This is a genomic window from Streptococcus suis (genome assembly GCF_017601095.1).
GTDB classification, from domain to species: Bacteria; Bacillota; Bacilli; order Lactobacillales; family Streptococcaceae; genus Streptococcus; species Streptococcus suis_Z.
Map to the genome: position 1 here is coordinate 1 of NZ_JAGFUX010000008.1, position 25,772 is coordinate 25,772.

General features: G+C 43.9%; 30 protein-coding genes and 1 pseudogene. 3 read left to right on the forward strand and 28 right to left on the reverse strand.

The annotated features are described in order from the left end of the window. The 3 genes and pseudogenes from J5566_RS07490 to J5566_RS07500 form a co-directional block, all read left to right on the forward strand. Nucleotides 1-264, forward strand: a pseudogene (locus tag J5566_RS07490) (hypothetical protein); the annotation flags it as partial. Then, the gene (locus J5566_RS07495; protein ID WP_074485105.1) at nt 264-551 is read left to right on the forward strand and encodes a hypothetical protein; all 288 of its coding nucleotides are present in this window, start codon (nt 264-266) and stop codon (nt 549-551) included. The pseudogene J5566_RS07490 and the gene J5566_RS07495, both read left to right, overlap by 1 nt. Continuing rightward, the gene (locus J5566_RS07500) at nt 544-1,092 is read left to right on the forward strand and encodes a DUF6036 family nucleotidyltransferase (RefSeq protein WP_208562756.1); all 549 of its coding nucleotides are present in this window, start codon (nt 544-546) and stop codon (nt 1,090-1,092) included. The genes J5566_RS07495 and J5566_RS07500 overlap by 8 nt, the downstream gene beginning before the upstream one ends. 48 nt (nt 1,093-1,140) lie before the next feature. Here J5566_RS07500 and J5566_RS07505 read toward each other — a convergent pair whose 3' ends face one another. The 28 genes from J5566_RS07505 to J5566_RS07640 form a co-directional block, all read right to left on the reverse strand. After that, nucleotides 1,141-1,941, reverse strand: coding sequence for an FAD:protein FMN transferase (locus tag J5566_RS07505; RefSeq protein WP_208562757.1), 801 nt, complete (start codon nt 1,939-1,941; stop codon nt 1,141-1,143). Then, nucleotides 1,941-2,423 carry an FMN-binding protein gene (locus tag J5566_RS07510; protein ID WP_208562758.1) on the reverse strand — a complete coding sequence of 161 codons (483 nt, stop codon included), beginning with the start codon at nt 2,421-2,423 and terminating at the stop codon, nt 1,941-1,943. The genes J5566_RS07505 and J5566_RS07510 overlap by 1 nt, the downstream gene beginning before the upstream one ends. 178 nt (nt 2,424-2,601) lie before the next feature. Beyond that, nucleotides 2,602-3,051 (reverse strand): CoA-binding protein, encoded by a 450-nt coding sequence (locus J5566_RS07515; protein ID WP_208562759.1) that lies wholly within the window; start codon nt 3,049-3,051, stop codon nt 2,602-2,604. 11 nt (nt 3,052-3,062) lie between these two features. Then, entirely contained in the window at nt 3,063-3,329 is a 267-nt protein-coding gene (locus J5566_RS07520) for a hypothetical protein (protein ID WP_208562760.1), read from the reverse strand. Nucleotides 3,330-3,356: 27 nt separating this feature from the next. Beyond that, the gene (locus tag J5566_RS07525; RefSeq protein WP_244228983.1) at nt 3,357-4,112 is read right to left on the reverse strand and encodes a glucose-6-phosphate isomerase; all 756 of its coding nucleotides are present in this window, start codon (nt 4,110-4,112) and stop codon (nt 3,357-3,359) included. A 34-nt stretch (nt 4,113-4,146) separates the two neighbouring features. Beyond that, nucleotides 4,147-6,783, reverse strand: coding sequence for a DNA polymerase I (gene polA / locus J5566_RS07530; protein WP_208562762.1), 2,637 nt, complete (start codon nt 6,781-6,783; stop codon nt 4,147-4,149). 379 nt (nt 6,784-7,162) lie between these two features. After that, nucleotides 7,163-7,867: a CHAP domain-containing protein gene (locus tag J5566_RS07535; RefSeq protein WP_208562763.1), complete on the reverse strand. Its 705-nt coding sequence runs from the start codon at nt 7,865-7,867 to the stop codon at nt 7,163-7,165. 96 nt (nt 7,868-7,963) lie between these two features. Continuing rightward, on the reverse strand, nt 7,964-8,392 hold the full coding sequence (locus tag J5566_RS07540) for a phage holin family protein (RefSeq protein ID WP_244228984.1): 429 nt from the start codon (nt 8,390-8,392) through the stop codon (nt 7,964-7,966). Nucleotides 8,393-8,395: 3 nt separating this feature from the next. After that, nucleotides 8,396-8,563, reverse strand: a complete 168-nt coding sequence (locus J5566_RS07545; protein ID WP_208562764.1) for a CD1375 family protein — start codon at nt 8,561-8,563, stop codon at nt 8,396-8,398. 4 nt (nt 8,564-8,567) lie between these two features. Continuing rightward, a complete protein-coding gene (locus J5566_RS07550; protein WP_208562765.1) occupies nt 8,568-9,107 on the reverse strand; it encodes a DUF1366 domain-containing protein in 540 nt (179 codons plus the stop codon). Next, nucleotides 9,104-9,307 carry a hypothetical protein gene (locus J5566_RS07555; RefSeq protein ID WP_208562766.1) on the reverse strand — a complete coding sequence of 68 codons (204 nt, stop codon included), beginning with the start codon at nt 9,305-9,307 and terminating at the stop codon, nt 9,104-9,106. The genes J5566_RS07550 and J5566_RS07555 overlap by 4 nt, the downstream gene beginning before the upstream one ends. Before the next feature lies 1 nt (nt 9,308). Further along, a complete protein-coding gene (locus tag J5566_RS07560) occupies nt 9,309-14,051 on the reverse strand; it encodes a phage tail spike protein (RefSeq protein ID WP_208562767.1) in 4,743 nt (1,580 codons plus the stop codon). Then, the gene (locus J5566_RS07565) at nt 14,048-14,743 is read right to left on the reverse strand and encodes a phage tail protein (protein WP_208562768.1); all 696 of its coding nucleotides are present in this window, start codon (nt 14,741-14,743) and stop codon (nt 14,048-14,050) included. Before J5566_RS07565 ends, J5566_RS07560 begins: the two co-directional genes overlap by 4 nt. Continuing rightward, nucleotides 14,743-17,100 (reverse strand): phage tail protein, encoded by a 2,358-nt coding sequence (locus J5566_RS07570; protein ID WP_208562769.1) that lies wholly within the window; start codon nt 17,098-17,100, stop codon nt 14,743-14,745. Before J5566_RS07570 ends, J5566_RS07565 begins: the two co-directional genes overlap by 1 nt. Then, complete coding sequence (locus tag J5566_RS07575) at nt 17,090-17,473, reverse strand: DUF5361 domain-containing protein (RefSeq protein WP_208562770.1); 384 nt, start codon at nt 17,471-17,473, stop codon at nt 17,090-17,092. The genes J5566_RS07570 and J5566_RS07575 overlap by 11 nt, the downstream gene beginning before the upstream one ends. Then, entirely contained in the window at nt 17,470-17,748 is a 279-nt protein-coding gene (locus J5566_RS07580) for a hypothetical protein (protein ID WP_208562771.1), read from the reverse strand. Before J5566_RS07580 ends, J5566_RS07575 begins: the two co-directional genes overlap by 4 nt. A gap of 10 nt (nt 17,749-17,758) precedes the next feature. Beyond that, nucleotides 17,759-18,346 carry a phage tail protein gene (locus J5566_RS07585; RefSeq protein WP_208562772.1) on the reverse strand — a complete coding sequence of 196 codons (588 nt, stop codon included), beginning with the start codon at nt 18,344-18,346 and terminating at the stop codon, nt 17,759-17,761. 15 nt (nt 18,347-18,361) lie between these two features. Next, nucleotides 18,362-18,697 carry a hypothetical protein gene (locus J5566_RS07590; protein WP_208562773.1) on the reverse strand — a complete coding sequence of 112 codons (336 nt, stop codon included), beginning with the start codon at nt 18,695-18,697 and terminating at the stop codon, nt 18,362-18,364. Continuing rightward, the gene (locus J5566_RS07595) at nt 18,694-18,933 is read right to left on the reverse strand and encodes a hypothetical protein (RefSeq protein WP_208562774.1); all 240 of its coding nucleotides are present in this window, start codon (nt 18,931-18,933) and stop codon (nt 18,694-18,696) included. Before J5566_RS07595 ends, J5566_RS07590 begins: the two co-directional genes overlap by 4 nt. Continuing rightward, on the reverse strand, nt 18,926-19,264 hold the full coding sequence (locus J5566_RS07600; RefSeq protein ID WP_208562775.1) for a hypothetical protein: 339 nt from the start codon (nt 19,262-19,264) through the stop codon (nt 18,926-18,928). Before J5566_RS07600 ends, J5566_RS07595 begins: the two co-directional genes overlap by 8 nt. Continuing rightward, on the reverse strand, nt 19,257-19,664 hold the full coding sequence (locus J5566_RS07605; RefSeq protein WP_208562776.1) for a phage Gp19/Gp15/Gp42 family protein: 408 nt from the start codon (nt 19,662-19,664) through the stop codon (nt 19,257-19,259). Before J5566_RS07605 ends, J5566_RS07600 begins: the two co-directional genes overlap by 8 nt. A 95-nt stretch (nt 19,665-19,759) precedes the next feature. Continuing rightward, the gene (locus J5566_RS07610) at nt 19,760-19,969 is read right to left on the reverse strand and encodes a HeH/LEM domain-containing protein (RefSeq protein ID WP_208562777.1); all 210 of its coding nucleotides are present in this window, start codon (nt 19,967-19,969) and stop codon (nt 19,760-19,762) included. A gap of 10 nt (nt 19,970-19,979) precedes the next feature. Continuing rightward, on the reverse strand, nt 19,980-20,870 hold the full coding sequence (locus J5566_RS07615; RefSeq protein WP_208562778.1) for a phage major capsid protein: 891 nt from the start codon (nt 20,868-20,870) through the stop codon (nt 19,980-19,982). Between the two features lie 2 nt (nt 20,871-20,872). Continuing rightward, nucleotides 20,873-21,328 (reverse strand): phage scaffold protein, encoded by a 456-nt coding sequence (locus tag J5566_RS07620; RefSeq protein WP_208562779.1) that lies wholly within the window; start codon nt 21,326-21,328, stop codon nt 20,873-20,875. Nucleotides 21,329-21,398: 70 nt separating this feature from the next. After that, the gene (locus tag J5566_RS07625) at nt 21,399-22,811 is read right to left on the reverse strand and encodes a terminase large subunit (protein ID WP_208562780.1); all 1,413 of its coding nucleotides are present in this window, start codon (nt 22,809-22,811) and stop codon (nt 21,399-21,401) included. 70 nt (nt 22,812-22,881) lie between these two features. After that, nucleotides 22,882-23,067 (reverse strand): hypothetical protein, encoded by a 186-nt coding sequence (locus tag J5566_RS07630; RefSeq protein WP_208562781.1) that lies wholly within the window; start codon nt 23,065-23,067, stop codon nt 22,882-22,884. Between the two features lie 3 nt (nt 23,068-23,070). After that, the gene (locus J5566_RS10550) at nt 23,071-24,420 is read right to left on the reverse strand and encodes an ADP-ribosyltransferase (protein ID WP_244228985.1); all 1,350 of its coding nucleotides are present in this window, start codon (nt 24,418-24,420) and stop codon (nt 23,071-23,073) included. Then, nucleotides 24,410-25,687 carry a phage portal protein gene (locus J5566_RS07640; protein ID WP_208562782.1) on the reverse strand — a complete coding sequence of 426 codons (1,278 nt, stop codon included), beginning with the start codon at nt 25,685-25,687 and terminating at the stop codon, nt 24,410-24,412. The genes J5566_RS10550 and J5566_RS07640 overlap by 11 nt, the downstream gene beginning before the upstream one ends. Nucleotides 25,688-25,772 lie beyond the last annotated feature (85 nt).

Below are 25,772 nucleotides of genomic sequence, written 5' to 3' on the forward strand. Positions count from 1 at the left end.
ACTTGTGTCTATGATGCGTTGAAAGAAAGTCTCAAAAAAGTAGATAGAAAAGCAATCGCTAAACACATGGCAGAGCTGGAAGCCTTGATTGATGTCGCAGAGAATAAAGAGGAATTTCAAAACTTTTTTGAGAAAAAGTATAGTCTCAAATTCCCTGATTTGAAGGATTGTATATATCAGAAGAAAAAAGAATTATCTGATTTTGATAAGAAACTCTGGATAGCCATGCACTATAATCCTAGAGAAGATAAGGGGGAAGAATAATGACAACATGGTATGATTACATGGTAAGAGCCAGCAAACATGCTGGAAGTGATGGCGATTTATGGTTTCGTTACCTTTATAAGGTTATTCAAGACGAAGAGACCAAGCTGACAGCTGAAGATGTTGAACAGTTATTAAAAAATCCTACCCTGTCACCTTTTCAAAAGACAACCCTTCAAGATGCCTTAACAGACGGTACGCATACAAGGGAACACGTCTTACAAGCCAATCGTAAGAGCCAACCAAAAGATATTCTGAAGCTGTTTAGAGAGGGGAATTATGGATAAGAAAGTTTTATTTGAAGCTCTCAACACAGAATTATCCAAGGAAAATATAGACCTTGAAATCATTTGTGTTGGTGGTTTTGTCCTTGAGTATTATAATCTTCGAGGAACACAGGATGTCGATGCTTTTTATCAAGAAGATGCTAAAATCAGAAGTATTATTGCAAAAGTTGGTGATGATTTTGGTGTGAATGAACCTGATGAATTATGGCTGAACAACAATGTTGCAAATTTGAATAAAATACCGCCACGGTCTATTTGTGAGAAGGCATTTAACTATTCAAATCTAACGATTCTTGTATCACCACTATCTTACATTCTCGGAATGAAGCTAGAAAGTGGACGAGATAGGGATAGACAAGATGCTGGGGAAATTATTAAACTAGTGAAAATTCGTTCTATAAAAGATGTTATCAATAAACTCAAAGAATACGGATTTCAACCTGATATTTCAATGGTTTTAGAAGTGTTTGAAATAGCCTATGGTATGGAATGGTTGGCAGAGTATATGACCGAACATCCAGAAGAATTTAGACATTATTAAAAGACGATTTCTGCTTGGAAGTCGCCTTTTTTAATATTATCGGAAATACTATATCTTGTGATTGGTGTAAACTGGTATATAGTTCCCTTTTTTTTTATCATTTTTCATTTCTCCGTGTTGAAAATGTATTACCTTACCGTCCAAGACATAGAGGCCACTCAGCCGATTGTCTGCAATTGCTTGGTGAAAGGTCGGTAAATCCATGGCCAAACCAGCTGTTGCCCAGACATCGGCTCTGGTCAAGCCTATATCGATAATGGTCAGCTGTTCAATAGGACTCTTGCCTACAATGTGACTGCCCCGCTTGCTATAACCAGAAGTCGCAATGGCCCCAGTTTTTATGCTTAGCTTGGCGATCAAGGCTTGCAAATCGTGTGGATTCTCAATTCCGACCTTCCAAGTAAACTGACTAGTTGGCTTGGTCGCAAACTGCATATCTCCTCCACCATTCAGGCTGACTGCTTCGATAGCTGGGTTAGCAAGATAGGGTTTTAGGAGCTGATGGAAAATCCTCTCAACCACCCAACCCTTGACCAAACCGGTCGGATCATAAACTCCTTTATAGTAGGGATCAAAAGCTCCCTTTGTTTCCTTGACGGCAACAGAGACCAAGGCATAGACCTCTTGAAACTCAGGATCCAACAGAATGGACTGGTCACCTGCCTGGTATCGGGAAACCAGAGAAGTCTCACGAAAGGCAGAAAATTTTTCTTCCAAGCGCTCCAATTCCAAGGCGATTTTAGGACTGATTTCTTCCATATATGCTGTCAATTCCATCCTGTCTTCTCCAACCATGCTGATGGTAAACGGAAGGGTCATGGCTTCCAGCGTTTTTCTAACAATCTCCATTAGGCTGTGGCTTGATCCAAGGCATCTTGAAGGGAGCCTGTAAAGCCTTTGAAAGCTTCAGTTGCACCTGAAATAGCATTGACATCTGCTGATTGAGATTCCAAGGCCTCTGCTTCATAGGTTGGGAGGGCACCTGCATTGATAGACTCTGAAGTTGGGTTATCACTTGGGTATGCCAAGATCGTGATATCCATCATCACACCACCAGATACAGTAATTTGAACTTGGTAATCACCACGATCAGTTGAAGTTACTGCACCCGTGTAAGTGCCGTCTGTCATACTGCCATTGCTTTCAGCCGAAGCACTGCTACTGGTTGCGGATGTGCTTGATGCAGTTGGTGTTGAAGAGCTTGCTTGCTGACTGACATTTGTGTCTGTTGCCTCTTGACTATTTGACTGGAAAAATAGTAAAAATCCACTATATGCTGCTGTAACAAGTGCCACAAAAGAGAGGACAAGGGCTGTGATTTTTTTCTTCATGTTCTACCTCATTTCTTTATTGAAAATCACTGTTTTTTCACTATATTTTCAAACAATAATTTACAATTATAGCATGCTCGAAGTTTGTAAGGCAAGTCAGAAACCTCCAATTGTAGCTATTTTAAAAATGTTTTAAGAAAGGTTTAAGAAAAGGACCAGCTACCTGGTCCTAACTATCTCATTTGCTTGAATCATTTGCTTTCAGCATATCAAGGTACTCAATCTTAATACACTTATTCATGACAATGTCATTGCGACCGGCCTGGCGCAAGAGCTCTTCTGCTTCTTGGCTTTCCAAACCAAGTTGTGCCCAAAAAATCTTAGCTTCTGTTTGAACAAACTCACGCGCCACATCTGCCAGAAACTCAGAGCGGCGGAAGACATCGACAATATCGATAGGCTGGTCAATGTCCAAAAGGCTAGCATAGACCTTTTCTCCGAGTATGGTTTCACCTTCTGCTCTTGGATTGACTGGGATAATCTGATATCCCGCTTCTTGCATAAGCTTAGACACGCGATAGGCAGCTGTTTCTTCACGGCTGGAAAGTCCTACTACGGCAATCGTTTTTGCTACTTTCAGATAATCGAAAATAACTTCTTGACTGGGATTTTGAAATGAATAGGTCATAGGTTCCTCCCTTAGGATACATCAAATCGAAATACAAATAGAAATAAGACAAGAGCTAGGATGGCAACCAATCGAATGGTCTTTTCTTCTCTCTCTGTCAATCGTGTCCGATTGGGCATTTTTGGAAAAGCCAATATCAACATGGCATAAGAGGCACAGCCGAGGTTTGCCAAATAATTGATCTTGGTTAACCAAGCTAGAATCATTCCTAGCAAACAAGATGCAAAGCCCAACCACCACTGTTCTCCAAAGGTTCTTGACTTCAACCAGTTCATCATCAGTTTACTCCTATTGGTTTTCAGGTCTTATTTTTTTGAAACTTGATACAGAACGTCCTTGAGTTGTCCGATCGTCTTCTTCAAGACAGCTCGATCGCTATCATAGACGGCTTCCAATGGATAGACAACAGTCCCCACCACAACGGAATCATCGTATCCACCAGTATTTTCCAAACGGTAGAAGGTGATTCGGCCCATTTTCTTATCGGCTAAAATCTGCCGCCCTACCTTCCATTCCTGTCCTTGAATGGTTACAGTGCCAGTCTCTGTGAAGGTATGGTTAGTTTCCGTCATACGAGCAGCCCACTGGTCGTCTGTCATAATGGTTCCACCATCTAAAGGAGAAGTCTGAAAGGCATTCAGGGTATAAAGCTGGATGATAAATTGGTTTTGACCATCCTTGACATCATAGACTGCTGCCAAAGTTTCATCTTCCGTATTTTCCTGACTAATCGTCCAGGTAGAAGGTACATCATAGTAACGGTAATGGTAGATAATTTCACCATTTGCATCCTTTTCTGCTACCCAGTTATTGGCTGAAAGAAGCTTGTGCCCTTTTTGGGTTTGGTCTGCAGGGGGATTGGTATTGACCACTTGGTATTCTGCATTGGCAAGAGCATCAAAAGTTTCATTAGTTGTATCTTTCTTTTCTTCCAAAATCGGCAAAGTAGTGGATAGGGCTTCGCTGCTTGAGCTAGTTGTCCCATCTGTTGCTTGGTCCGTTGATCCACATGCAGCCAAGAGGAGACTAGTCATTCCTAGGGCTAAAATCGTTTTTTTCATGGAACTCCTTTCTTTTTCTTCCATTGTTCAGTGACTATTTGGCTTCATACCAAGTCTCACCTGCATTTTCATCCGCAATCAGCGGGACAGACAGGGCGATGGCTGATTCCATGGTTTCTTTTACTAGTTTTTTTACAGTTTCCAATTCTGCTGTCGGTACTTCTAAAACAATCTCATCGTGCACCTGCAAAAGCATACGTGTCGACAAGCCTGCTTCTTCAATCGCCTTATCCAAGTTGATCATGGCTACCTTGAGAATATCTGCAGCCGAACCCTGAATAGGAGAGTTGATGGCAGTCCGTTCCGCAAAATTACGCACATTGAAGTTTCGTGAGTTAATCTCTGGTAATTCTCTGCGGCGCTTGTAGATGGTTTCTACAAAGCCCTTATCTCTGGCTTCACGGACAATGGTTTCCATGTAGTTCTTGATACCTGGGAATCGTTCAAAATAGGTATCAATATAGTCCTTGGCTTCCTTACGAGTAATGCCCAAGTTGTTGGACAAGCCAAAGTCGGAAATGCCGTAAACCACTCCAAAGTTGACTGCCTTGGCATTGCGGCGGTCATTAGCTGTCACATCTTCAGCCTTTTCAATGCCAAAGACCCGCATGGCAGTCGAGGTATGGATGTCTACGCCCTTCTGGAAGGCTTCAATCAGGTGCTGGTCTTGGGAGATATGGGCCAAGACGCGCAATTCAATCTGTGAGTAATCCGATGCCAAGAGTACACTGTTCTCAAGCGACGGCACAAAAGCCTTACGAATCAAGCGACCTTGTTCTAGACGGACAGGGATATTTTGCAGGTTTGGATCTGTTGAGGACAGACGACCGGTCTGGGTTAAATCCTGTACATAACGAGTATGGATCTTTCCGTCTTCTAAAATCGCATCCTGCAAGCCGATGACATAAGTTGACTGGAGCTTGGTAATCTGACGGTAGTCCAAAATCTTGGAAACAACTGGGGCAATTGGGGCCAAGCGTTCTAGGACGTCTACTGCAGTTGAGTAGCCTGTCTTGGTTTTCTTGGTGTATTCCAAAGGCAAGCCCATGTCTTCAAAGAGGATGGTGCCAAGTTGTTTTGGCGAGTTGATATTGAATTCCTGACCTGCCAGCTCGAAAATTTCCTTGGTCAGCTGTTCAATCAAAACTTCATTTTCAGCCTGCATGGTTTGTAAAGTTTCTTTTTGAACCTTAATCCCTGTGATTTCCATCTTGGCTAGGACATTGGCCAAAGGCAATTCCATATCAAAGAGCAATGAAACCTGCTGGTTTTCTTCCAATTTTTCGAGCATGACTGCTTCTGTTTCAATAAGAACTTGAAGTTTGTTGGCAAGATGCGGGAAGAAATCTGCCCGCTCTGGAAGAGCCAGTTTTGCCCCCTTGCCATAGATTACTTCATCTGGTACCACACGGGTCTGACCATAGAGGTTGGCAATGGTGGTAATGGCATTGTCCTCGACTGTTGACAGGAGGTATTTGGCCAGACGGCTGTCAAAGCTAGCTAATGACAAGTCAATGCCCTGACGGGCTAGGAGAACTTTTCCACGCTTGAAATCATAAGTTTTGATAGTATTGTTTTCCAAGAACTGGCGTAAGATTGGGCTGTCGAGGAGTTCTGGTCCCCCAACATAAATCTGCTCCTTGTCACCCCATACAAGCCCCACCAAGTCTTCTCGGTGGTAGTTTTCACCCAAGATTTCAAAATAGAAAAATTGATCTGCATGCAGCATGCCCTCTGTCAGTTCGGTAACTGTTTGGAACTCGACTGCAGGAAGTTCTTCCTCAGCGCTAGTTCCCAATTGAGCTCGCAACTGCTTGAAGCCCATGTCATCGTAGAATTGTCCTAGTTCTTCGACTTTTGGTCCCTCGTAGATAAGGTCATCCAGTCCTATTTCGATTGGAGCATTGGTGTCAATGGTGGCAAGGGTGCGTGACAAAAAGGCTTGTTCCTTGTCAGCAATCAGGTTTTCCTTCATCTTGGACGCCTTCATGCTATCGATGTTTTCGTAAATACCATCCAAAGAACCAAATTCTGTTAGAAGTTTGAGGCCTGTTTTTTCACCGATTTTGGTCACGCCAGGTATGTTATCGGACTTATCTCCCATCAATGCCTTGAGGTCAATAAACTGAGTGGGTGTGATACCCATTTTTTCCATGAGGTAGGCTGGGGTAAATTCTTCGAATTCAGCAACGCCTTTTTTGGAAATCTCAACTACGGTGTTTTCGTCTGTCAGCTGGATCAAGTCCTTATCACCGCTGACAATGGTTACATCGAAAGGAATGTCTGTCCGCTCTGCCATTTTGTCCAAGGTACCGATAATATCGTCTGCCTCGTACTGCGCCAGCTCATAGTGCTTAACCCCCATGGCATCTAACATCTGACGGATAAAAGGGAACTGCTCGCGGAATTCGTCTGGAGTCTTGGCCCGGCCCGCCTTGTAATCAGCGTACATCTCCGTACGGAAGGTGGTCTTTCCAGCATCAAAAGCCACGAGAATGTGGGTCGGCTCAATCCGCTTCATCATGTGGTCCAACATGAGATTGAAGCCGTAAATGGCATTGGTATGTAGACCATTGGCATTCTTGAAACGGTCGATTTGATTATAAAGTGCAAAGAAAGCACGGAAGGCTACAGAAGAGCCGTCGATAAGAAGTAATCTATTTTTTTTCATAGGTCTATTATAATTGATACATACTGTTTAATCAAGTTATGCCCCTATAAGTCAATAAAATCAACGTTTTAGAGAAATTCAACATTCCGAAATAACCTGTTCTAAAACGGTCAAGGGGTAGTAAAAATCACAAAAAGGGTAGTATTTTTCGACAGGCAAGATGAATTTATAAAACAGCACCTTTATTAAAGGTCTTTTTTTATTCCCCAAAAACGGCATTTTTTGAAATTATCTAACTCCCTAATTGATTTTCTGTATTTTACTTTTTCCAACTGTATCTTGAGCTAAGAGACCCTAAATCAAAACAGGGTTTTTCGCATGTCTGCAAAACGGCAATTTTCGTCAAACAAAAAAGCCCAGCAAACGCTGGGCTGAAAATCTATTTAAATGTTCCCCAAGCAGGGCCAAAGCGAACACCGTTCCGAGTCACGCCAGTTGCAATGTAATTACGCTTGCCAGAGCTAGCACCAATGTAGCTAATCCAGACATAGCCATCAACATCTACGATAACACGGTCATACTTGATAGCCTGGCCTTGGTAATACACAGCTACAGGGTCTGACTTGGTATCTGGGCTACGACGGACATTGATTGACCGCACCGTCACAGTAAATGTACCAGACTCCGCATACTCTTTTCTAGCAACAGGCGCTACCGTGGTTGCTTTGCCAGTTTCAGGCTCAAAATTTGGCCGAAGTACGGCAACACATTGACCAAGACCTCGAGTGCGATAGCGAGCTGGCCCACCGAATGTGCCGTCCACATTTTGCTCAACGGACGTGGCTTGCCCGTTTGCGTATTCGACACAGATTCCGATATGCCCGTAGATGTCCGTAGACCCCCACTTCCATACTAGGGTATCTCCTGGCTGAACGCCCATCTGTGCTACTGTCCCACGTTTCCAATTCGCAGGCATGCCATTGCGAACAAAGTCAATCGCATTCCCCCAAGCTCGGTAATTCCAGTATTTACGTTGAAAATGTGTGATGAGGTCCACGCATTGGGCATTGTACATACCATCTGTATCATAAGATTTGCCAACCGATGCACGAACATCGGCCAGGTAGGCTGATTTTGTGACCATACTAGTCCTCCTTTTCAAAATAGAAAGGAGCTAACACCCAAACAAAGGGTGTTAAAGCTCCCAAGATAATGATGAGCAAAATTGCTTTGATTAATTTCATTTATTTTTACCGATAAGCTTTTCGAATGCTGCCGTCACATTTTCGAAAATCGATGTGTCACCTTTGGCCTTGCCATAGTTTTCGACCAAACTCTTGAAAGTCAAGATGAGATAGCCTACGTAGATTGTATAGAGAAATGCCACGCCCGTCTGTTCTGGTAAAAGTACCGACATCGGAATTAAGACTGTCAGTAGGATGATACCCATCATCTTACGGATTAGACCATTGATGCCAATTTTAGATTTGTACTCAATATCAGGATTGATCATAGCAGCAAAAGTACCTGACAGAAAGTCAACGATTTCCATAACGACGATTAATCCAAGCAAAAAGAGGACAAGACCGTCCTCTGTTGCGATGAGTGCGCGCAAAAAATCAAACATGCCGTTTGGATTCGGTGGGATTTTGGTTAAAAATACTGACATAGGCTATTCTCCTTTCGGAGTATAGTTCACCACATTCTCATTCGCAAGTTCCGGATGTCCCATCAGTTCCAACTGCGCCTTCACCTTCTTTTTAAAGATGCGCGGAACATCCTTAAATGCAAAATCAAAGTGCTCATCTACAATATTCATTGCCATTAACATTACCATCATTTTATTACTCCGTTTCTGTATTTGTGTTATCGGTAGAATTGTCGCTACCGTCGACTGTATCAACGTTTTCAATACTTTCATCTTCTGGAACCTCGCCTTCTTCAAAGCTAGCATAAACCTCTGTCAGAATTTCCATTACGGAACCATTCAGAATTCTAAATTTATCCTCGACCGCTTGGAATCGGCTGTTCCGCTCTTCCTCAGCCTTGCTTAAGCGCTCGATTAGACCTTCCTGAACAGACTGCATTGCCTCGAATTTTTCGGCGGATTGAGCCATAAACGATTTGGCTGATTTTACAACAGCTTCCATCTCATCAATTTTTTGGACTGATTCAGCCATGGCACGGTCAGCGTACTCAGACTTAAAGTGGGCCTCACGAGCCAATTCGACTAACTCGGCCTCAGTCTTGTCCATTTGATTACCGACTACTTTCTCGGTATAGGTTGCGTAGCTTCCTGTTGTGGACGCAATAGCAATTTCTGTGTGTGTGATTTCTCCGTCAGAAGAAAACGGATACTTTCCTACCACTTTCCAAGCTCTCATTCAGATACCTCCTCTGGTTTCGTAGCTTCGTCCAATTGCTTAGTCACGTCCGCAATTTCTGCTTGCAGATTAGCAATCGTCTGCTGCGCTTCGGTCAATTGGACAGCGAGCAAGTTTTTCGTCGTCATTTCCTCGGACAGTTTTGTCACGAGGTCGTTATTGGTCAAGCGTAGCGCTTGGTTGATTTGTTCTTGGTTCATTTTAAATATTTCCTCCCATGTCTCTCAAAAGTTGGACCAGGTTTACTCTAATGCCTTTTTGGTGTAGGTAGATATTTTCAAAGTCGCCTGTCTTAAAATATCTACTTGCATCACCGAGAAACGCCCTATTTCCAACCCTTGGCACAAAGCCGAAGCCAGCTGTGTTAAATATAAAGCCGTTGCTTTCGTTTGACCCAGCTCTCATAATAAATTCATCTCCGACAGCTTCGATGATGTCGATTTCTTTGGATGCATTCATTCCGTTCCAAATTTTAAAACCGGCAAATCCTCCGTCCCAATGACTCTCACCACTCGATGCCCAACGGTTTGAACCAATCACAACATTGCCAACAGGTACGTTACTGTATGTACCAGTTGCAAATTTGATAAATTGGGTCGGATAGCTGGTTAAAACACGCTTGAGTGCTGCTTGGTCGGTATAGTACAGGATTTGGCCTGCATTAAGATTGACTTCCATAGCCCCGTTCGTAGCTCTCATCAATCCACCTACAATCTGACTGGCCGACAAGGTCACAGCCTGCACTTGTGTGATAAAAGCATTTTTAGCAAATAACTGTTGCAAATATGCCTCGTTGGCGGTCATCTTGTTGACGAACGCTTGGTCAAAGACCATCTTACTACCGTCGATGCTATTAACTGCTATCCGTGCAGCATCCAGCGTACCAGTCGTAATTTTTCCAGCATCTAAGCCAGCAATCTTGGCTGATGTAATCACACCATCTTGTATGTAAGTCGTACCAGTAATCTGCACTAACTTGCCGTCAATCTTGACCGACCCATCCTTGTTTAGATTGAGCTGATTGAGTACAGTGCCTGAGTTGGTCAGATTTTGAATTGCATAAGACCCTGCCAATTGACTAACCTGCGTCTTCAGCCCATTGGAGCCAGACACCTCCTGGACCAACCCATTTGCAGTCTGTGTGACACGGCTGACATTGTCCAAGATACTGCCAGCTGTACCAACAGCCCCAATGGCCCGTGTGTGACTATCGACTTTGTCGTTAACAGCGTGTAGGGCCGTGACTGTGGCAAGCCCTTCGACTGATGGTATTAATGCTCTAGTTTCTGTAATGGACCGACTAAAGCTATCTGCAGTCTCTCTCACTTTATTTTCGAGTACAGTTGTAGTTGCATACCCACGACCTGTGATATTGCTATCAACATCAGCCTTGGTCTGATATCCTTTGCCTGTGATTGCCGACTCAACCTGTGTACTGGTCAATCGCTTACTAATCTCTTGTGCATTTTGAGTAATAGCGGTCTCTGCGCTAGCCATTCTGCCTGTTAGAGTGTTGTAATCGGTCTGAGATACTTTGCTGGATACATCATTGATTAACTGTCGGATATTAGTCTCAGCAGTCGTGACCTTGTTATCAGTCGTAGCCAGACTGGTCGATAACTGTTCAATGCCGGACGCGGTCTGAGTGATAAGTGTTTTGGTGGATACTAGTTCTAAATTTATATCTTCTGGAGCTGCCGACCAATCACTTGGAATAGACGACAGTTCGAATTTTGGACGACCAGCTAAGGCAGTACCTCCGACCTGAATATACATATTGACCTTGTTTGCACTAACAACGCTAACTCCTTGCGGAATTTGTTTAGTAACAGAGATCCTCTCTCGTGGTTGGGTGCCTGATACGATCTTTTGACATTGCAGATACAAGACTTTACCGTCTGATAGATTAAGCCTTATCTCACACCCAATACGTGACAGTCCTCTTGAATCAGGAACTAGGTTTTCTCCCTTAATATCTAGACTAATAGTGACATATTTTCCGCCTCGTGCGTAATCAATAAAATCTGATGAAGTATCAAAATACCTACTTCCGGATGTCGCATAGACATCGCTCTTCAAGATATAATTCCTTCCACCCAAGTCGCTCGGAATCTTACCCTCAACTCGAGTTAATTCCGTCCGTATCTGACCAGCAACTGTGTCGACCTTGGCACTTGCAGTGTTGACTTTCCCATCAAGTGTCTGTGTACTTGAGGTTAACTCTTCCAGCTTCCTATCGACTGTATTTTGATAAGTCGCTAGATTTTGCTTTGCAGTGTCAGCGGTCGTCTTAATCTCATTGAGTTTTTGAGTCGTTCCACGGACATCCTCTTCGTAAACCGATTTAGCCAAATAGTTAGCAGCAATTGCAGTACGCTCGGCAGTTAACTGTTTGGCAGTTTCGGTCCGACTAGCTGATAAATACTGACTAGCTCGTGTACTTTCGCCATCTTTGTAGGTTTCTAGACTCTCTATACGAGTCTTAAAGCCATCTGCGGTTTGCTGAGCATAGGTCTTGGCTTCAACAGCCTTGCTGTCAACCGTTTCAATCCGTCTAGATAGTTCTGCACTACTCTCTTGTGCGTTCTGCACGTAAATGGCTAGTTCGTTCTTTAAATCTAAATCAGCTGGACTCCACTCTTTATTATGATGGCCATGATAAAGAGCTGGGGCCGAAATATCAACAGCGACATCCGTGTCATAGGATTCGGTAATTCTCCCGATGATGACCCAAGGTTTGGCCGAGTAATTAACAAGGTAGGTCCATTTAACCCATACCCTCTGCCAGGATGTCGTGACATTTAACACTGCCATCCCATCGACAGAACCTTTTGCAGTATAGCCATCGGATGTCACTACATCCTTGCTCGCGTTCGGATTGTACATAAAGCATCTGATTCTAGCATCTCGATTGGCCTTAACGTAAAATGATAAAATCATCTCTTTAGGATTGACTAATGTCTCGTTCGTCTGCATGACCAAACCTTCTGCTAATGCACTAGCGTTTGCGGATTTGGTGATTCGCTTGATGGCGCGACCAAGGTAATTGTCAGCTGGGTAAGCTAGTGGGGAATAGGTCGATAATGTCTCAGTGTTGGATAACAGATTCTTCTCGCTGACCCAAATCGTCTCAAATCGATTATTCATCCCATCAATCCCACTCTGCAAGTCAGCTGTCTTTCGATTAACACTCTCAATCTGACCTGTTTGTGCATTGACAGTCTGCGTCAGAGCTTCGTACTGCGTCCTCGTTTGACCCAGAGTGTCTTCGACAGTCTTGGTTCGACTGGTAACACTAGCGATGTCTCCAGTCGCCTTAGAAACGGTTTTAGACAGCTCTGCGACTGTTGACCTCGTACCATCGGCCAGGGTTTCAACAGTTGATACACGGCTAGCCAATGCCGTCTGTGCTCGTGCTTGCTCCAAAATCTTACTAGCTTGCAAGTCAAGATCGTTTCGCAAAGCTGAAGCACTCGCTTGGCTATCTCTAGCCTTTTGATCAGCACTAGCGATTGCCGTCTGTAGCTCAGACTTGGCAGTATTTAACACTTGACTAACGGTCGCAACCTGTGCCCTCGCATCTGCGATAGCTTCTGTCTTAACTTGGTTAGCCCTAGCGATGGCGCTTGCTGCATCCGACTTGGCCTGGTTGGCAAGCGATTCTACAGACTGGGTCTTGGACAATATATCCGCGACCTGCCTATTATGTTCCTCGGATTGGGCTTGCATGGATTGATTGACTTGGGCGATTTCGGTATCGATAGCTTGCTTGATATTATCCGCATACCGCTCCGCCTCTGCCTTAGACTGCTCGATACCATCATTGATTTCCTCAGCACGCTTTTCGAATTCAGCGTCAAAATGGCGGTTAGCATTATCAATCTCCTTCTGCAGTTTCTGTTCAAAGGATGCTGACAATCTTCCAGTTGCTTTATCAACACTACCTGCGACCATGCTTGCGACCGTCGAGCCAAATGTCTGCGACACCTTACCAAATCCGATTGACTTCAATCGCTTAGACATCGGTCCGAAATGGTAGCTAGTAATTTTCAAACGCAAATCAACATCGAATTGCTCGTGGAATACACTTACCGTGTCAAACATCTTGACAGATACATCGGACCTACCCTTGACATCTAGATTGATAGAGTTTTCTACCAAATCACAAAGAGTCGAGCTAAAATACCTCTGCCCATAAGCTAAAAGGCTAGCTTCGTCTGTCACATCCTGGTCGTTAACCTCGATATCTGTTTCATAGATTTGACGATATTGCCCAATCAACGGACTATCCACCGTAACAGCAAGTACACGGTCTGCCTCACCCTCAGACTGTCCTTGGATTGTCTTTTTGAGATGCAGTCGTGTTTTTAAGTTGTTAATGTTCTCAGATTCTTCGTAGCTACTGAGATTCTTTTTGTACATGAACAGTGACTCGTTCTCGATACCGCCATTTTTTAACAACTTGACCTGGTACTTATCTCGTACCAAGTCACCACCCCACTGACCGACAATAGAGTGTTTATCCTTGGCCAAAGCATCCATAACCGAAACATTGGACTCGTTAAAAGTATGACGATCCATGATGTCGCTGAAAAAGGTAAATGGACAGTTCCGCTTGATACTACCAGCTAAGGCAGTCATGACAGTCTGCCCTGGGACCCTATCAACAGAGATAGTGTTGACAGAATAGTAATTCAAGAGCGTTGCGACCTGCTTAGCATAGACCTGCACATAGCCATTGGCTTTCTTCGCCTCGAAAATGAAAAATTCCTGCTCACCATGTAAGTCATCCGACAATAAAAAGACTTCTCTTTTGAGCAGATTCCACTTCCCATCAGTCAATGGAAATTTAAAGGACAGTTGGTAGGTACTATTGGCTTCCTGCACGATGTCATCATCATAAGCAAGATTGAGCGGGATGTTCCCGTCTTTAAGATAGATCAAACCGTATACCTCCAATTCCCCTTAATTGTGATTTTCGTGACCGTTCCACTTGTTGAAATACCGCTTCTTCCAATAGGTATCTCAAAAAACGGACCACGTTTTCGAATGGTGTTCTTCACAGCACCATTCTTGTCATAGATATTTTGTCGCTTGTGACGGCAGTCGATGGTCGCTCGAGTATCCAATTCCAATTCCATCAATTGTTGACCAATGGTCAAGGTCACCCGTCCAGAACCCTCTATGATGATGATAGGTTCAGAATAGACCGTACCAGGATTTTGAATAGAACCAGATGAAGTCAAAACGACATCGGCTGGGTTTTTGATATAGCGAAACGGATGCATGGACACAGTAATTTCCACCTTCCAACGATGTGGACCAAGTGGTACGTAGCTACTGGATACTAAATCACAGTAGAAAAGGCTATCCCTCAGATAGCCAAATTCCACTATGTTATTATCAGGTCGAAATGTCTCAATCAGTCGCATAGCATCTGCCAAATGTCTCAATGTGATGGTAAATGTCCTGTTGTAGCCATCATACGCACCCTCGCTGACATGTAGTTGCCCATTGGCACCGAAGACCTCGACTTGTTCAGACCGCTCAATCGATGCCTGAGCCTTACCAAAGTCTAACACATGGCAATCTGCGAAATTGGAGGTGTTTAGATCATTGATTATCATATAATCCATTAAATCCCCTCCCTTGCCATAATGGCGCCTTGATGCATATAGCTATTTTGAGCCATTTTTTCACCGTCCAAATAGACTGCCAACTCCTTATCCACCAAAGCAGATAGGAATCGCTCGATGTTCGCCAGACGAGCAGCTAAACTATTTCCGCCATCATTTCCAGCTAAATCACCAGATGATGATAACAAATTTCGACGTACATCAACCGATGCACTTGAGGTCACATCATAGGCCAAAGATTGATTCTCAAAAGGCTTGGCAATCGCCCCAGCCATACCAGAAACGGTTCCCATCACATCCTTGAAACCAACTTTTAAATTAGTATTTAAACCTTGCATGATGGCAAGACCAGCAGGCTTCAAAAGAACTCGGTCATAAGAGATAGGACCCTTGTGTTTCGCAATCCAGCCAGCGATACCGCCTACGAAACTCTTAACGCCCTCCCAAGCAGATTTTAGTCCGCCTAAAAATCCATTCATGATGGCAGCGCCAGCACCGGAAATATCGATTTTAGCAATGCCTTTAATTGTCGATATGACTTTGTCAATCACACCTCGAACAGCACCACCAACACTCGATACAACACCTTCAAAACTTTTAAATGCCCCTTTGATTCCAGAGATAACATTGTCAATAATTCCTTTAGCAACCTTGACAACATCTTGAATAGCCATCCAGGCTAGCGAGAATGCATTTTTTAGCACACCAACAGCGTTTCCAGCTCCCGAAAATGCCAATTTAATCCAGTCAATGACCGTTCGGATAATATTCCCAGCTGTCTGAATAGCTGACTGGATATTGGTCCAGGCTGATTTGATAAAGGAACTCAAACCTTCCCCAGCCGAACCCAGATTACCAAACATCCCAATGGCTACACCAATCCACTCAGCTATGACACTTAGAACTGGTTGAATGAAATTAAATGCTTGCACCAAAAAATCAACTACAGGCGTTAGTAACTCGATGGCAACTTTTAGGGCATCAAACGCAAAGCTAACACCTTCCAAAATACCTTTTACCACCCCTCCTAAGAATGAACCGAATATATCGAAAGCTGGCATCAAAGCTTCACTCAAAATACTAATTAGTGGCTGTGCCGCATTCCACATGTTGACAAAAGAGTCCACTACTGTCTCTATGGCCGGCGAAACGATTTCCATAAATCTCTGGAAACCATTTTCAACCGCTGGCAATATTGCTTCGATTAAGGTTTGGATACCCGAAAAGTCCAACCGAGCAATACCATCCATGATAGTTGTTATCACCGGTTCAATTGCCGCACCAATCGTAGAAAAGAAACCAGGTAATTGCCCAAAAGCCGTCTGTATCCCTGCTATGACAGGCTGAAATGCTGTCAGAATCTCTTGAAATTTTGAAGTAATTGGGCTTAAATCAACACTCATTCCAAGACTAGAAAACATGCCCTGAAACTGTTGAGCAACCAAGGGACTTGCTTCAGCGATAAACGTTCCAATCGCAGATGGCAACCCTTTGAAGATATTCCCGACCATCGGAATAAAGTTTCCGAATAAAAAATTAGATGTCGTCGTTGCCAAGGCTTGTAGTTGCGGAGCTATATTTTCGCCCAAAGACAAACCTGCAAGTGAATTAGCCCAACTTGCCTTCATTGCAGCAAGCGAACCCGTGTAGGTATTCTCAGCCTCTGCAGCTGCTACACCTGTCAGGCCCATGTTTTCCTGGACAAGGTGGATAGCTTCGACAACATCCGCATAGTTACTGATATCGAACTTGCGTCCCATAGCAGACGGCAAGCCCTCAGCAGTCGTCAGCAATCGCTCCATTTCAGCTTTTGTACCACCAAAACCAAGCTTCAAGTTATCTAGCATGGCATAGTTTCCGCGAGCTAAACTTTGATAAGTCTGTTGGATGACACCGATATCGGTACCCATTTTAGCCGCATTGTCCGTCATGTCCATGATAGCCATATTGGCCATGTTGATGGCCTTGGTCGAATCACCACCAAGAGCTTGTTTCAGGCTAGCCCCCATGGACACCGCTTGCTCAGCGTAGGTATTTGCCGATATGCCAGCCTTATAGGCTTCCTTAGCAAAATTCTTGGCAGACTCTTGAGCGCCATCATAAATAGTGTCCAGACCACCAAAAGATTGTTGCAAATCAGCGCCAGCAGGTATAGCATTTTTAAGAATAGCTCCTAATCCTAGCGCTCCCGCACCAAGCACTGCTAGTATTCCTGTCTTTAATGCTCCGCCCAGAAAGATTCCTGCGGACTTACCAGCACTACCAACTTCGCCATCTAATATTTTTGAAATTGACCCACTAATGCCTTTAGCAGACGGGACTATTTGCACATAAGCAGAACCTAAATCAGTTGCCATGCTCCTCACCTCCAATCTCTATTTCTAGGGCACGCATAGCACGATCAAACTCCTCACCAGAAGAAAAGACACGTTCCTCACGTTCCACTTTCGACCCTTCCAAGGCTTGAGTGACAGAGTTTGGACGATTCCGTCCAGCTTGTCCGTCCTTGGTTTTAGACCAAAAGAGCAAACGCACCGTATCATAGATACCTGCAAGTAACAGAGTATCTAGGTCTTCCTTCTGACCAGACAAGACCTTCTTAATCCGTGATTTTTCACTTAGACCGCAAGCAAAAACAGCTACCCTTGATAGAGGTAGCTGTCGATAATCATATATGCCATAAGTTTCGGCCAAATCGCAGACAAGAGCATCCTCATCTACCGCAATCATTCTGGCGAGGATTGCGAGTTTTTTAGGTCTTTGACTTGTTCAAAGACATCCTTGATTTCAGCACCAAGAGCAGATATAGGCACCAGCCCTTTTTCTGTACGGACATGGTCTTTGAGTTTCTTCGCTTCGTCACCGAGTAATAAATTGACAATCCGAATCAAGGCCCCGCTAACACCATTTTCTTCGTCTGTGATGGCCTCGAATAGCTCGTAATTCTCCAAACGGTCTTGGTCAATGCTAAGCACAAGACCTGTACTAGTTTTTACTTCGAACATTTAAACCTCCTTACGATGATGACGGCAAGCTAGTGCTTGCTGACTCGCTAGCTCCCTTGATGTACTCGTAGTGTGTATTGCCCTTGCTGTCTGGTAAGGCTTGGATAGTCGTCTCATAGCCAGCCAAATCACTGTCAGCGTAGGTAATCTCCCCGACTTCCAATACCTTTGCATGAGGAATAACAATACGCTTCTTCGCGCCATTTTTCAATAGCATATCCACTACCAATGGATGCGTAGGCAATTCCTTAGAGTTGACCTCCACAGTAATCCCTGATTCAAGGTCGCCTTTCACATTTTCAGGACCATAGACCTCTTTTAAGACATCCACATTTAACACCTCAATGAGTGTGTAGGTAAATTTGTCTGATTTTCCTGTTTGAGGAGTATCAACCACATCACCGCCCCAGGCTTTCAGTTCTTCCGATTCACGAGTATCTTCGTTAGTCAAGCCATCCTCTGAAATGTAGCCTAAGTTTTTAAAAGCCGTGTTTAGCTTAGTAGTCGCATTGGTCGGCAAGCTCGTTCCCGTTGGAGCTGAGGAAATCGCCCCAGCAATATCAGGCTTTGCCGATGACACAAGTTTTGCATCTGCCATTCAATTTTCTCCTTTTCAAAAATAAATAAAATCCACCACCGCTTGATAGCGATAGCGTTTGGTTTCCGTATCTGTAAAATTATAGTCCGAGTTCAACTCAACCCGGCTGATAGACGGCAATGCCACCATCTTCTCAACAGCTTGTTTGACCTCTTCATTCAAAATAGCAGCCTCTTCCAAAGACTGCCCATAAGATTGTATCGCCAACGTCGCTTGATTCAGATGGTTCTTCTTGCCACCACTCGTCTTTTCAAAGATCACAAAACGCTCAGGCATTTTCTCCTGATGTTCCGTATAGACAGGCACCGACAGGTGTTCAGTCAAAAAAGTTAATGCGATGACTTCAATCATGACTTCACCGCCTTAAGCAAGGTATTATTCTTCTTGTTGTCCCGTTTAGCTTGGAAGCTATCCGCATAGACCATAGCGTTGGCACGAGTCTTACCAACATAGATATCCGATTCATACCCATCGCCTGCACGGTTTCGGATAGCATTTGCCTTGTCAGTCAAAACTGCCTGCATCTCAGGCGACTTCATCAACTCACGAACACCTGCACGGTTCAACTTAAATTTCATTCTAGCCATACCGTTCCACCTGCACTTTCTTATTCCATTCAAGCGGGATCAGATGGTCAAGACCTTCCAGCGGTTCACCAACTGTTCGCCACCGCTGACCGAAAAAACGAACTTCTTTGTTCGTCCAGTCGTGTATATTTCCTTTAGGAATAGCTAGCGTGTAGACCACTTTCTTTCCTGTCAGATTGATTTGATTGGTAATATCCTCGGTTGTCGCAGGCGCAATCAAGACGTTCTCAACCAAAATCTCCACATCTGCAGTCTTTGGATGACCAAACGAATCCTTGCCAATGACTTGCTTGTCAATCAAGACCACAGGTACGCCTTTAATCTTAGTCATACAGCTCAATCACCCCAAATCGTTGTTTTTTGACCAAACCCAACCGTTTGAGTTCGCTATCCTTTATGAAGAGACCTCCGCCAGGTACCAAATAAGAACCGCTGAAAGAATAGCCCAAGGCAGACTCCGTAACACTGGTCATCGGCTCTTGGTCAGTCGAAGTCATCAAGGTCCTTGCGACCACATCGACCACCACCGATTTGACCACACTGGCATAGGCAGAATTTTCAGCGACCATCTGGTCAAGGTCCTTGCCAAACTTCTCAGCCTCCACCCGAAGACTATTGGATACGACCTCAAGAAGAGCTTTGGCTCTCTCTTTTTCATCAAATTTCAGTTGACGCCACAAAAGTTCCAAATCATCCAGGGTGGCCAAGTTTTTTAGTTCCGTTTCTCCCATGACTTCCTTTCTACTACGGCGATTCTAATGCATTTTCGTAAATAACCACCCACAAAAACACCATAGAAAGCCCTAGAATCACTCTCTCAGCACCACTAATCAGGCTTGTTTGCCTCATACAATTCCAGCAATTCAGCCTTCTTAGCTTTCGGGTTAAATTCAACTCCAAGTTCCGTCAACAATGATTTTAATTCATCGCTAGACGGAGTTTTTTCTTTTGAGTCTCTTTGAATTGGTTCCCAATCACCAGAAAGCAGACTATCGGTTACGATAATCTGCCCTGTTTTCTTATCCTTATATTCCATATATACCCTCCTAAGCTTGAACACGAGCAAAGGCATCCACATCAAGAATACCCCAACCGATATAAACTTCCGTACGCAAACAGATTTCATTGTAGGCCTTCAAGTCACGACCAGTTTGGTCAGGATCACCATATTCAATAATTTCAAGTGGAATATTTTCAGCATACCCCCATTTGAAACGGTTTTGGAAGTCACCAACAATAGCGTGATCAGTTTTGGCAGTACCACCTACAGTAGTCAAATTCTTGTTGACATCAGACCTCATGCCGTAGAAAGTATCTGGATTTTGACCAAAGCGGAACTCAGGATATTGAGCAACACCATTAACCTTAATTTTGGCAAGGGCTTGACCAGCAACTGGAGAAAGAGCCAACCCAGTCACTTCACCGCCTTTTGAAGTAACTTGTGCTACGGCTGCATCGATATCTTCATCAATCGTTCCAGCATTGAAGGTAACAACATTTCCAGTAATCAGCCCATCAAATGAATTTTCAGCCTTGAATGAAGCGTCAGTCATTGATTTTGGCTCAAGACCATGAATAGCAGCGATGTCAAAACTTTTGGCAATGATTTTTGCAAAACCGTCGTTAAATGCTTGCAAGTAAGCGATCTGTTTTTCTTCAGAAGCGTTTTTGAATTCTTCAGTGATACGAGCCTGGTAAACAAACTTCAAAGGTTTGATAACCTTACTTGATAGAGTAGCTTCTCCAGCCTTTTTCTGTTCGCCCTCACCAACAATCTGTGCATTTCCCTCAAGGTTAAAGACAAATTGTTCAATTCCAGCAAAAGGAATAGGTGTCTGGTTAGATAGCTTGGCCAAAACGGAAGCGCCTTGGACTTTTGAAATAAGATCAGTTACCAGTTCTGGTGAAAATAGTGTTCCTGTATTAAATGATGACATAATTATTCTCCTTTAAGATTTTGTAGCATTTGTTTGATCCCAGCATGCTTGCCGTCAACGATTGGTTCTTCGTTTTTCAACGGTGCTACTGGCTCTGTCGCCTTGATAAAGCCAGCTAGACTTTGGGCATCTGCCACTAGACTAGCCTCGTCATCACCCTGCAAGCGCCCAGCCATTTCAAGAGGCAGACCATGTTCCAGTGCGATACGATTTCGCAACTTCTCAGACTCAAAACCAGCAATCTGTGACTGCAACTCAGCAACTTTTTTATCAAAATCAGCCTTAGACTGCTTACCAACCTCGACCGATTCTTTCAGAGTCGCATTTTCCGACTCAAGATGTGCCACACGTTCCTTAAGACTATCATAGTCAGCAAACTTTTCACGCTCACGACTGATACGAGCCCTAATAGCAGAGTCAAACTCTTCCTGTGTAGTAATTGGTGTAAATGTAGACATAATGTCTCCTTTCTTCCGCATTTCCCGTGCGTTCGGTAATTTCGAGCAAATAAATAGCACCTCTCGGCGCTTACATACTCACTTTTTGCTTTTTCTTTGGCTTAGTCGTTAGACAAGCCCAATGTGCCAGCAAGGCACTATCCATTAAAGAAATATCCATATCATCAAAATGACTGCGATAACCAAAACCACCGTTTGAGCCGATGTTTCGCTTATCACAGTTGGTCACGACACGTTGCAAAGACGGTTGCCCATTGTGGCAGAGAGTTTTTTGGAAAACTCCCTGTTCCCAAAGAGCGTTAGCAGTGATAATCTCTTTCACAGTAGGCAAGACGATAGGCTTAATCTTAGCAACCTTTAATTCTTCTTCCAAAATCCGCTGACCACTTGCCCCGTCAATAACGACTTGCGACACGTCAGCCCTTTGCAAGAAGGATACTAGCCACTGATTACCATTTCTGACTGATTGACAATCAATCGTTTCAATGAAAATCCTATCATCAATGGTTCTTACGGCAATAGACAAGGCAACATTGGTCCCGTCTTGACCATACTTGATACCAGCAAAGAGCTTACCAGAGAATTTCGGCATATCCTCCACCTTCAAACTCTCCCAATCTGTTTCCGAAATGACAGACTTCTGGTTGTAGGTTGGCCAAAAACCCAAACGCTGGACGTTATGGTCCAATTTATCCTCGCCAAGCTCCGCCTCAATCTTGCGCTCATTCAAGTGATATCCCATCGATGGATTGGAGTTATACCAAGCCGCCACATCGTCGATTTCCTTTTCTTCATCAACAGACCATTCAGCCCAGCCAGAATACTTACTTTTGCCAAAGAGACAAGCCTCACGGTACTTAGTAAAGACTGTTCCGCTTGAAACTGGCGTCGGAGGTGTTCCGCACATGACCGTCATGGGATTATCACTATCCGTTACCGTATATTTGAGAGCCGATTCCTGCTCCGTGGTGTACTCCTGCGCCTCGTCGATGATGAGCAGGTCAAAACCTTCACCAAGTCCGCCACTTGAGGTCCTGGTACGGAATTGCACCACCCCACCCGACTTATAAAGCTCAATCCTTTCCTGACCTTTGGCACGAATAGAGTTAAAATCCTCACCGTCCACATAGCCCATTTTTTCCAGATAACGCTTGACCTTTTCAAAGGACGAATGGGAGGTACTGATACGGTGGGCGGTATGGAGCATGTTAATTCCATTCTCCAAGCCCCACAACTCCAGCATGTAGAGTATTTCACTCTTACCGTTACGTCGAGGGATAGAGTAACCGAACTTTTGATGAACCCAGAGACCATTTTTATCAGTAGCCATGACATGCTGCAACATATTGACCTGCCAAGCATAGCAAGACAAACCCGTCCGCTGATAAATATCAATGGCCTCATGAGCCTTAGAACGTTTCTTAACGTATTTAAGAATTACCGATTGCGTTGGATTCTGATTGCCAAGTTTTTTCCTTGCCATATCTACTCCTTTCAATCGTCACCTAGTTTAACGTCATACGGCAGGACAAAAAAAGCACCGACGAGGGTGCTTACGTAATATCTAAAAAGCGTCGAGGAACATCTAATCCCTCTTGTTCTGCTTTTGCTAAAAGTCTCTCGCTAATTTTTTGCCTGTTTCTTTTTCCTTGTTCAAGTTGCTCTGGAGTTAAGTGAGAATTATAGGACTGCGATTCCATTCGCTCTAAAAAATTACGTTGTGATTCAGTCATTGTCATTGCTTATTCCACTCCTTTAGCTACAAAAATCTTAAGTTCTGAGTCAGTAAACACTTCCTCGAGTTGAGTTCCTTGAGGCAATAAAAATTCTCTTTGTTTCGGATAATTACTGAGTTTTTCTACATAGCCACCAGTATGACCAGAAGGGACTATAATTGCTACATTGGGTTTCTTACCAAGGGCTCCAGTTTGAGTAACCGAAGTACTCAAAAATCTATTATAATCGGTTAGTTTCTCTGGCAGTACTTCGTTTCTATATACAATTATATCCTTCTCGATTTTATTTTTCAATAAACTAAGTTGAATATTTTCGATATTTTGTAATATCATTTCTTCCTCAGTATCATTTAGAGGATTATAGTAACCATCGATGTAACCATTTAATTTTTGAAACAATTTAAGACCATCACTATCTATTCCATTATCGGTATATTTAGAAATTGAACGTTTTTCGAACTCATTAAGTTTCTCAATCCATTTATCAGACTCACGTCTCATTACATCAACAATCCGATTATCAGCTGTTGGCTTCAATCCCAACTCCTTCGCTTTAGCGACTGCAATCCGTTTCAATCGAGCATTATTCAAGCTTCGTTCCTTTGTCTCGCTACGTTTTATTCGAATTCGGTCAGAACGATTGACCAGCTCTTTATTCTTCGTATGGACATTGGACTTGTACTTACTTTTAAGACCTTTTGAAAAATATTCAACCGTGCAACGACAATATCTATGACGATGCCAAACCATTTCAGGTTCTTCGCCATAGGTGTGCGTCCCTACCAAGTTAGAACACCACTTACAGCACCTCCCAGCTTGCTTCCTAATGATTTTAGGACTTAAGCCGACACTTGCTTGCGAATCAACATTTAGTTTAACAAAATCATCAACAATAGCCTGAGTAAAGTTTATTATTGGTTCTGATAGTAGCCAATCCACTTCCTCAAAAGACTCTTCGTAAGATAGTCGGTTGATAATTCCTGACAACCTATCCTGATTAAGACCAGGCACTTGAACCTTAAGCCCAATTTCTGCCTCAAGATTCAACTGCTTTTGCACCTGGCTAGTGTAGTCGCTGACAAGCTCATGATTTCGCCACAGCACGTCCGTCAGCAAACGCTGACCGATGTTGTAATACATTTTTCCGTCCGGCAACTTATCGCCCGTCACAGACGAGCTAAGAGCCTCAGCCAGTATCTCACCGACCTCAATGGCAAAGGCATTAGCAGACCCATAGTTAGCTTTATTCTTTTTTAACTGGTCAATGGCAGAGCTGATAACCACGCTCTTACCATATTCAGCTTCAAACTTATCCTTGACCTCATTTAGGAGATCAGGCAGGATGTCATGTACCATCGCCCTTCTCCTTCTCAAGCGCTAGAGGAGCTGGAGCAACAGCCCCTGCCTTACCACGTATACCCGTCAAATCACGGATAGTCTCACCGTCCATAAAGCCAGGAATTGCCTGATTAAGCTTGATAGCCCCATCACCAATCATGGTCAACATATTTGCGTCCGCCTCAAAGAGCGGTTCCCACTTGACCACCGTTTTGACGAATTGACTCCTCAAATAAGGATAAGAGTCCCTCAAACACGCTGCCACATAGGCAACATTGAGCAGACCAGCCCCCAGAGACCGTTGAGCCTTTCGTCCAGCCAGTCGCAAGTTCTCGTGACTCGCCTTAATAGCCTCTACCGATGATGGATTATCCGACACAAAGCCTAGATCATCCAATGTCAAGCCCATCTCACCAGCAAAGCCAGCCGCTGCCGTCCGCAACTGCTCCGTGAACGGCGACATTGACGATGTTGTAAACTGACCCACGCTAGGCTTATTCCCCTGGTCGTCCATAGAAAAGTTAAGCATGCTCGAAACCGTCGCCTTCCAAGTATCAAACTCAAGCTCTGGATCAGTACCTAGGACATACTTTTGTGGAAAAGAGTAGAACTCTGCAGTCACATCAGCCCGTTCCAGCGTTCGCTTGGCATACTGTTGATAGTACATCCCCGACCGGGTGATACGACTACGACCAAAGGGACGCACCGCATCAGGTCTATGGATGATGGGCACCAGCAAAGGTTGACCACTCGGATTTTTAACAGAATAAGGCTGACTACCTTTCGGATAAAACCAAGTGACATCAGCCATAAAGTAGGCTTCCAAGGTCGGATTATCATAGTCATCACGAGAAAGCACCGCATACCCTTCTGTTAGAAGGCCTGTGATAGGGTCTATAACACCAGTCGCATTACTAGCCTCAATGACCTGCAAGCGAACTTCTCCATCAGCACCCTTAGACAGATAGACAAAACTACAAGACCCAATCAGAGCCGACAGCACAACACTATCAAAAAATACATCTGGATTATTCCGCTCAAAAATCTCATTAACCTCAAATTCGTCATTACCAAATTCACGAAAGACCAAACGATCAGCCAAACTATCCACACCCTTGGTCGTCCAACCAAGAACTGACCTATAACGCTCACGGATAGCAGCTGGAATAACGATACCAACATCAGGCTCCTGAGCTTTCATCGCATACTGCTTATACCTAGTATCCACCCTAGGCTTGTGCAGAGCTAATTTCTTCCTCAAGTAGCCCATACCTCTTAATGCCATTATTCGTTCTCCTTTCATAATTTGGCGCGAAAAAAAATGCACAGTGACGGCGTGAAGGGCTGGCGAGCCGAGGGGGAGGGTCTAT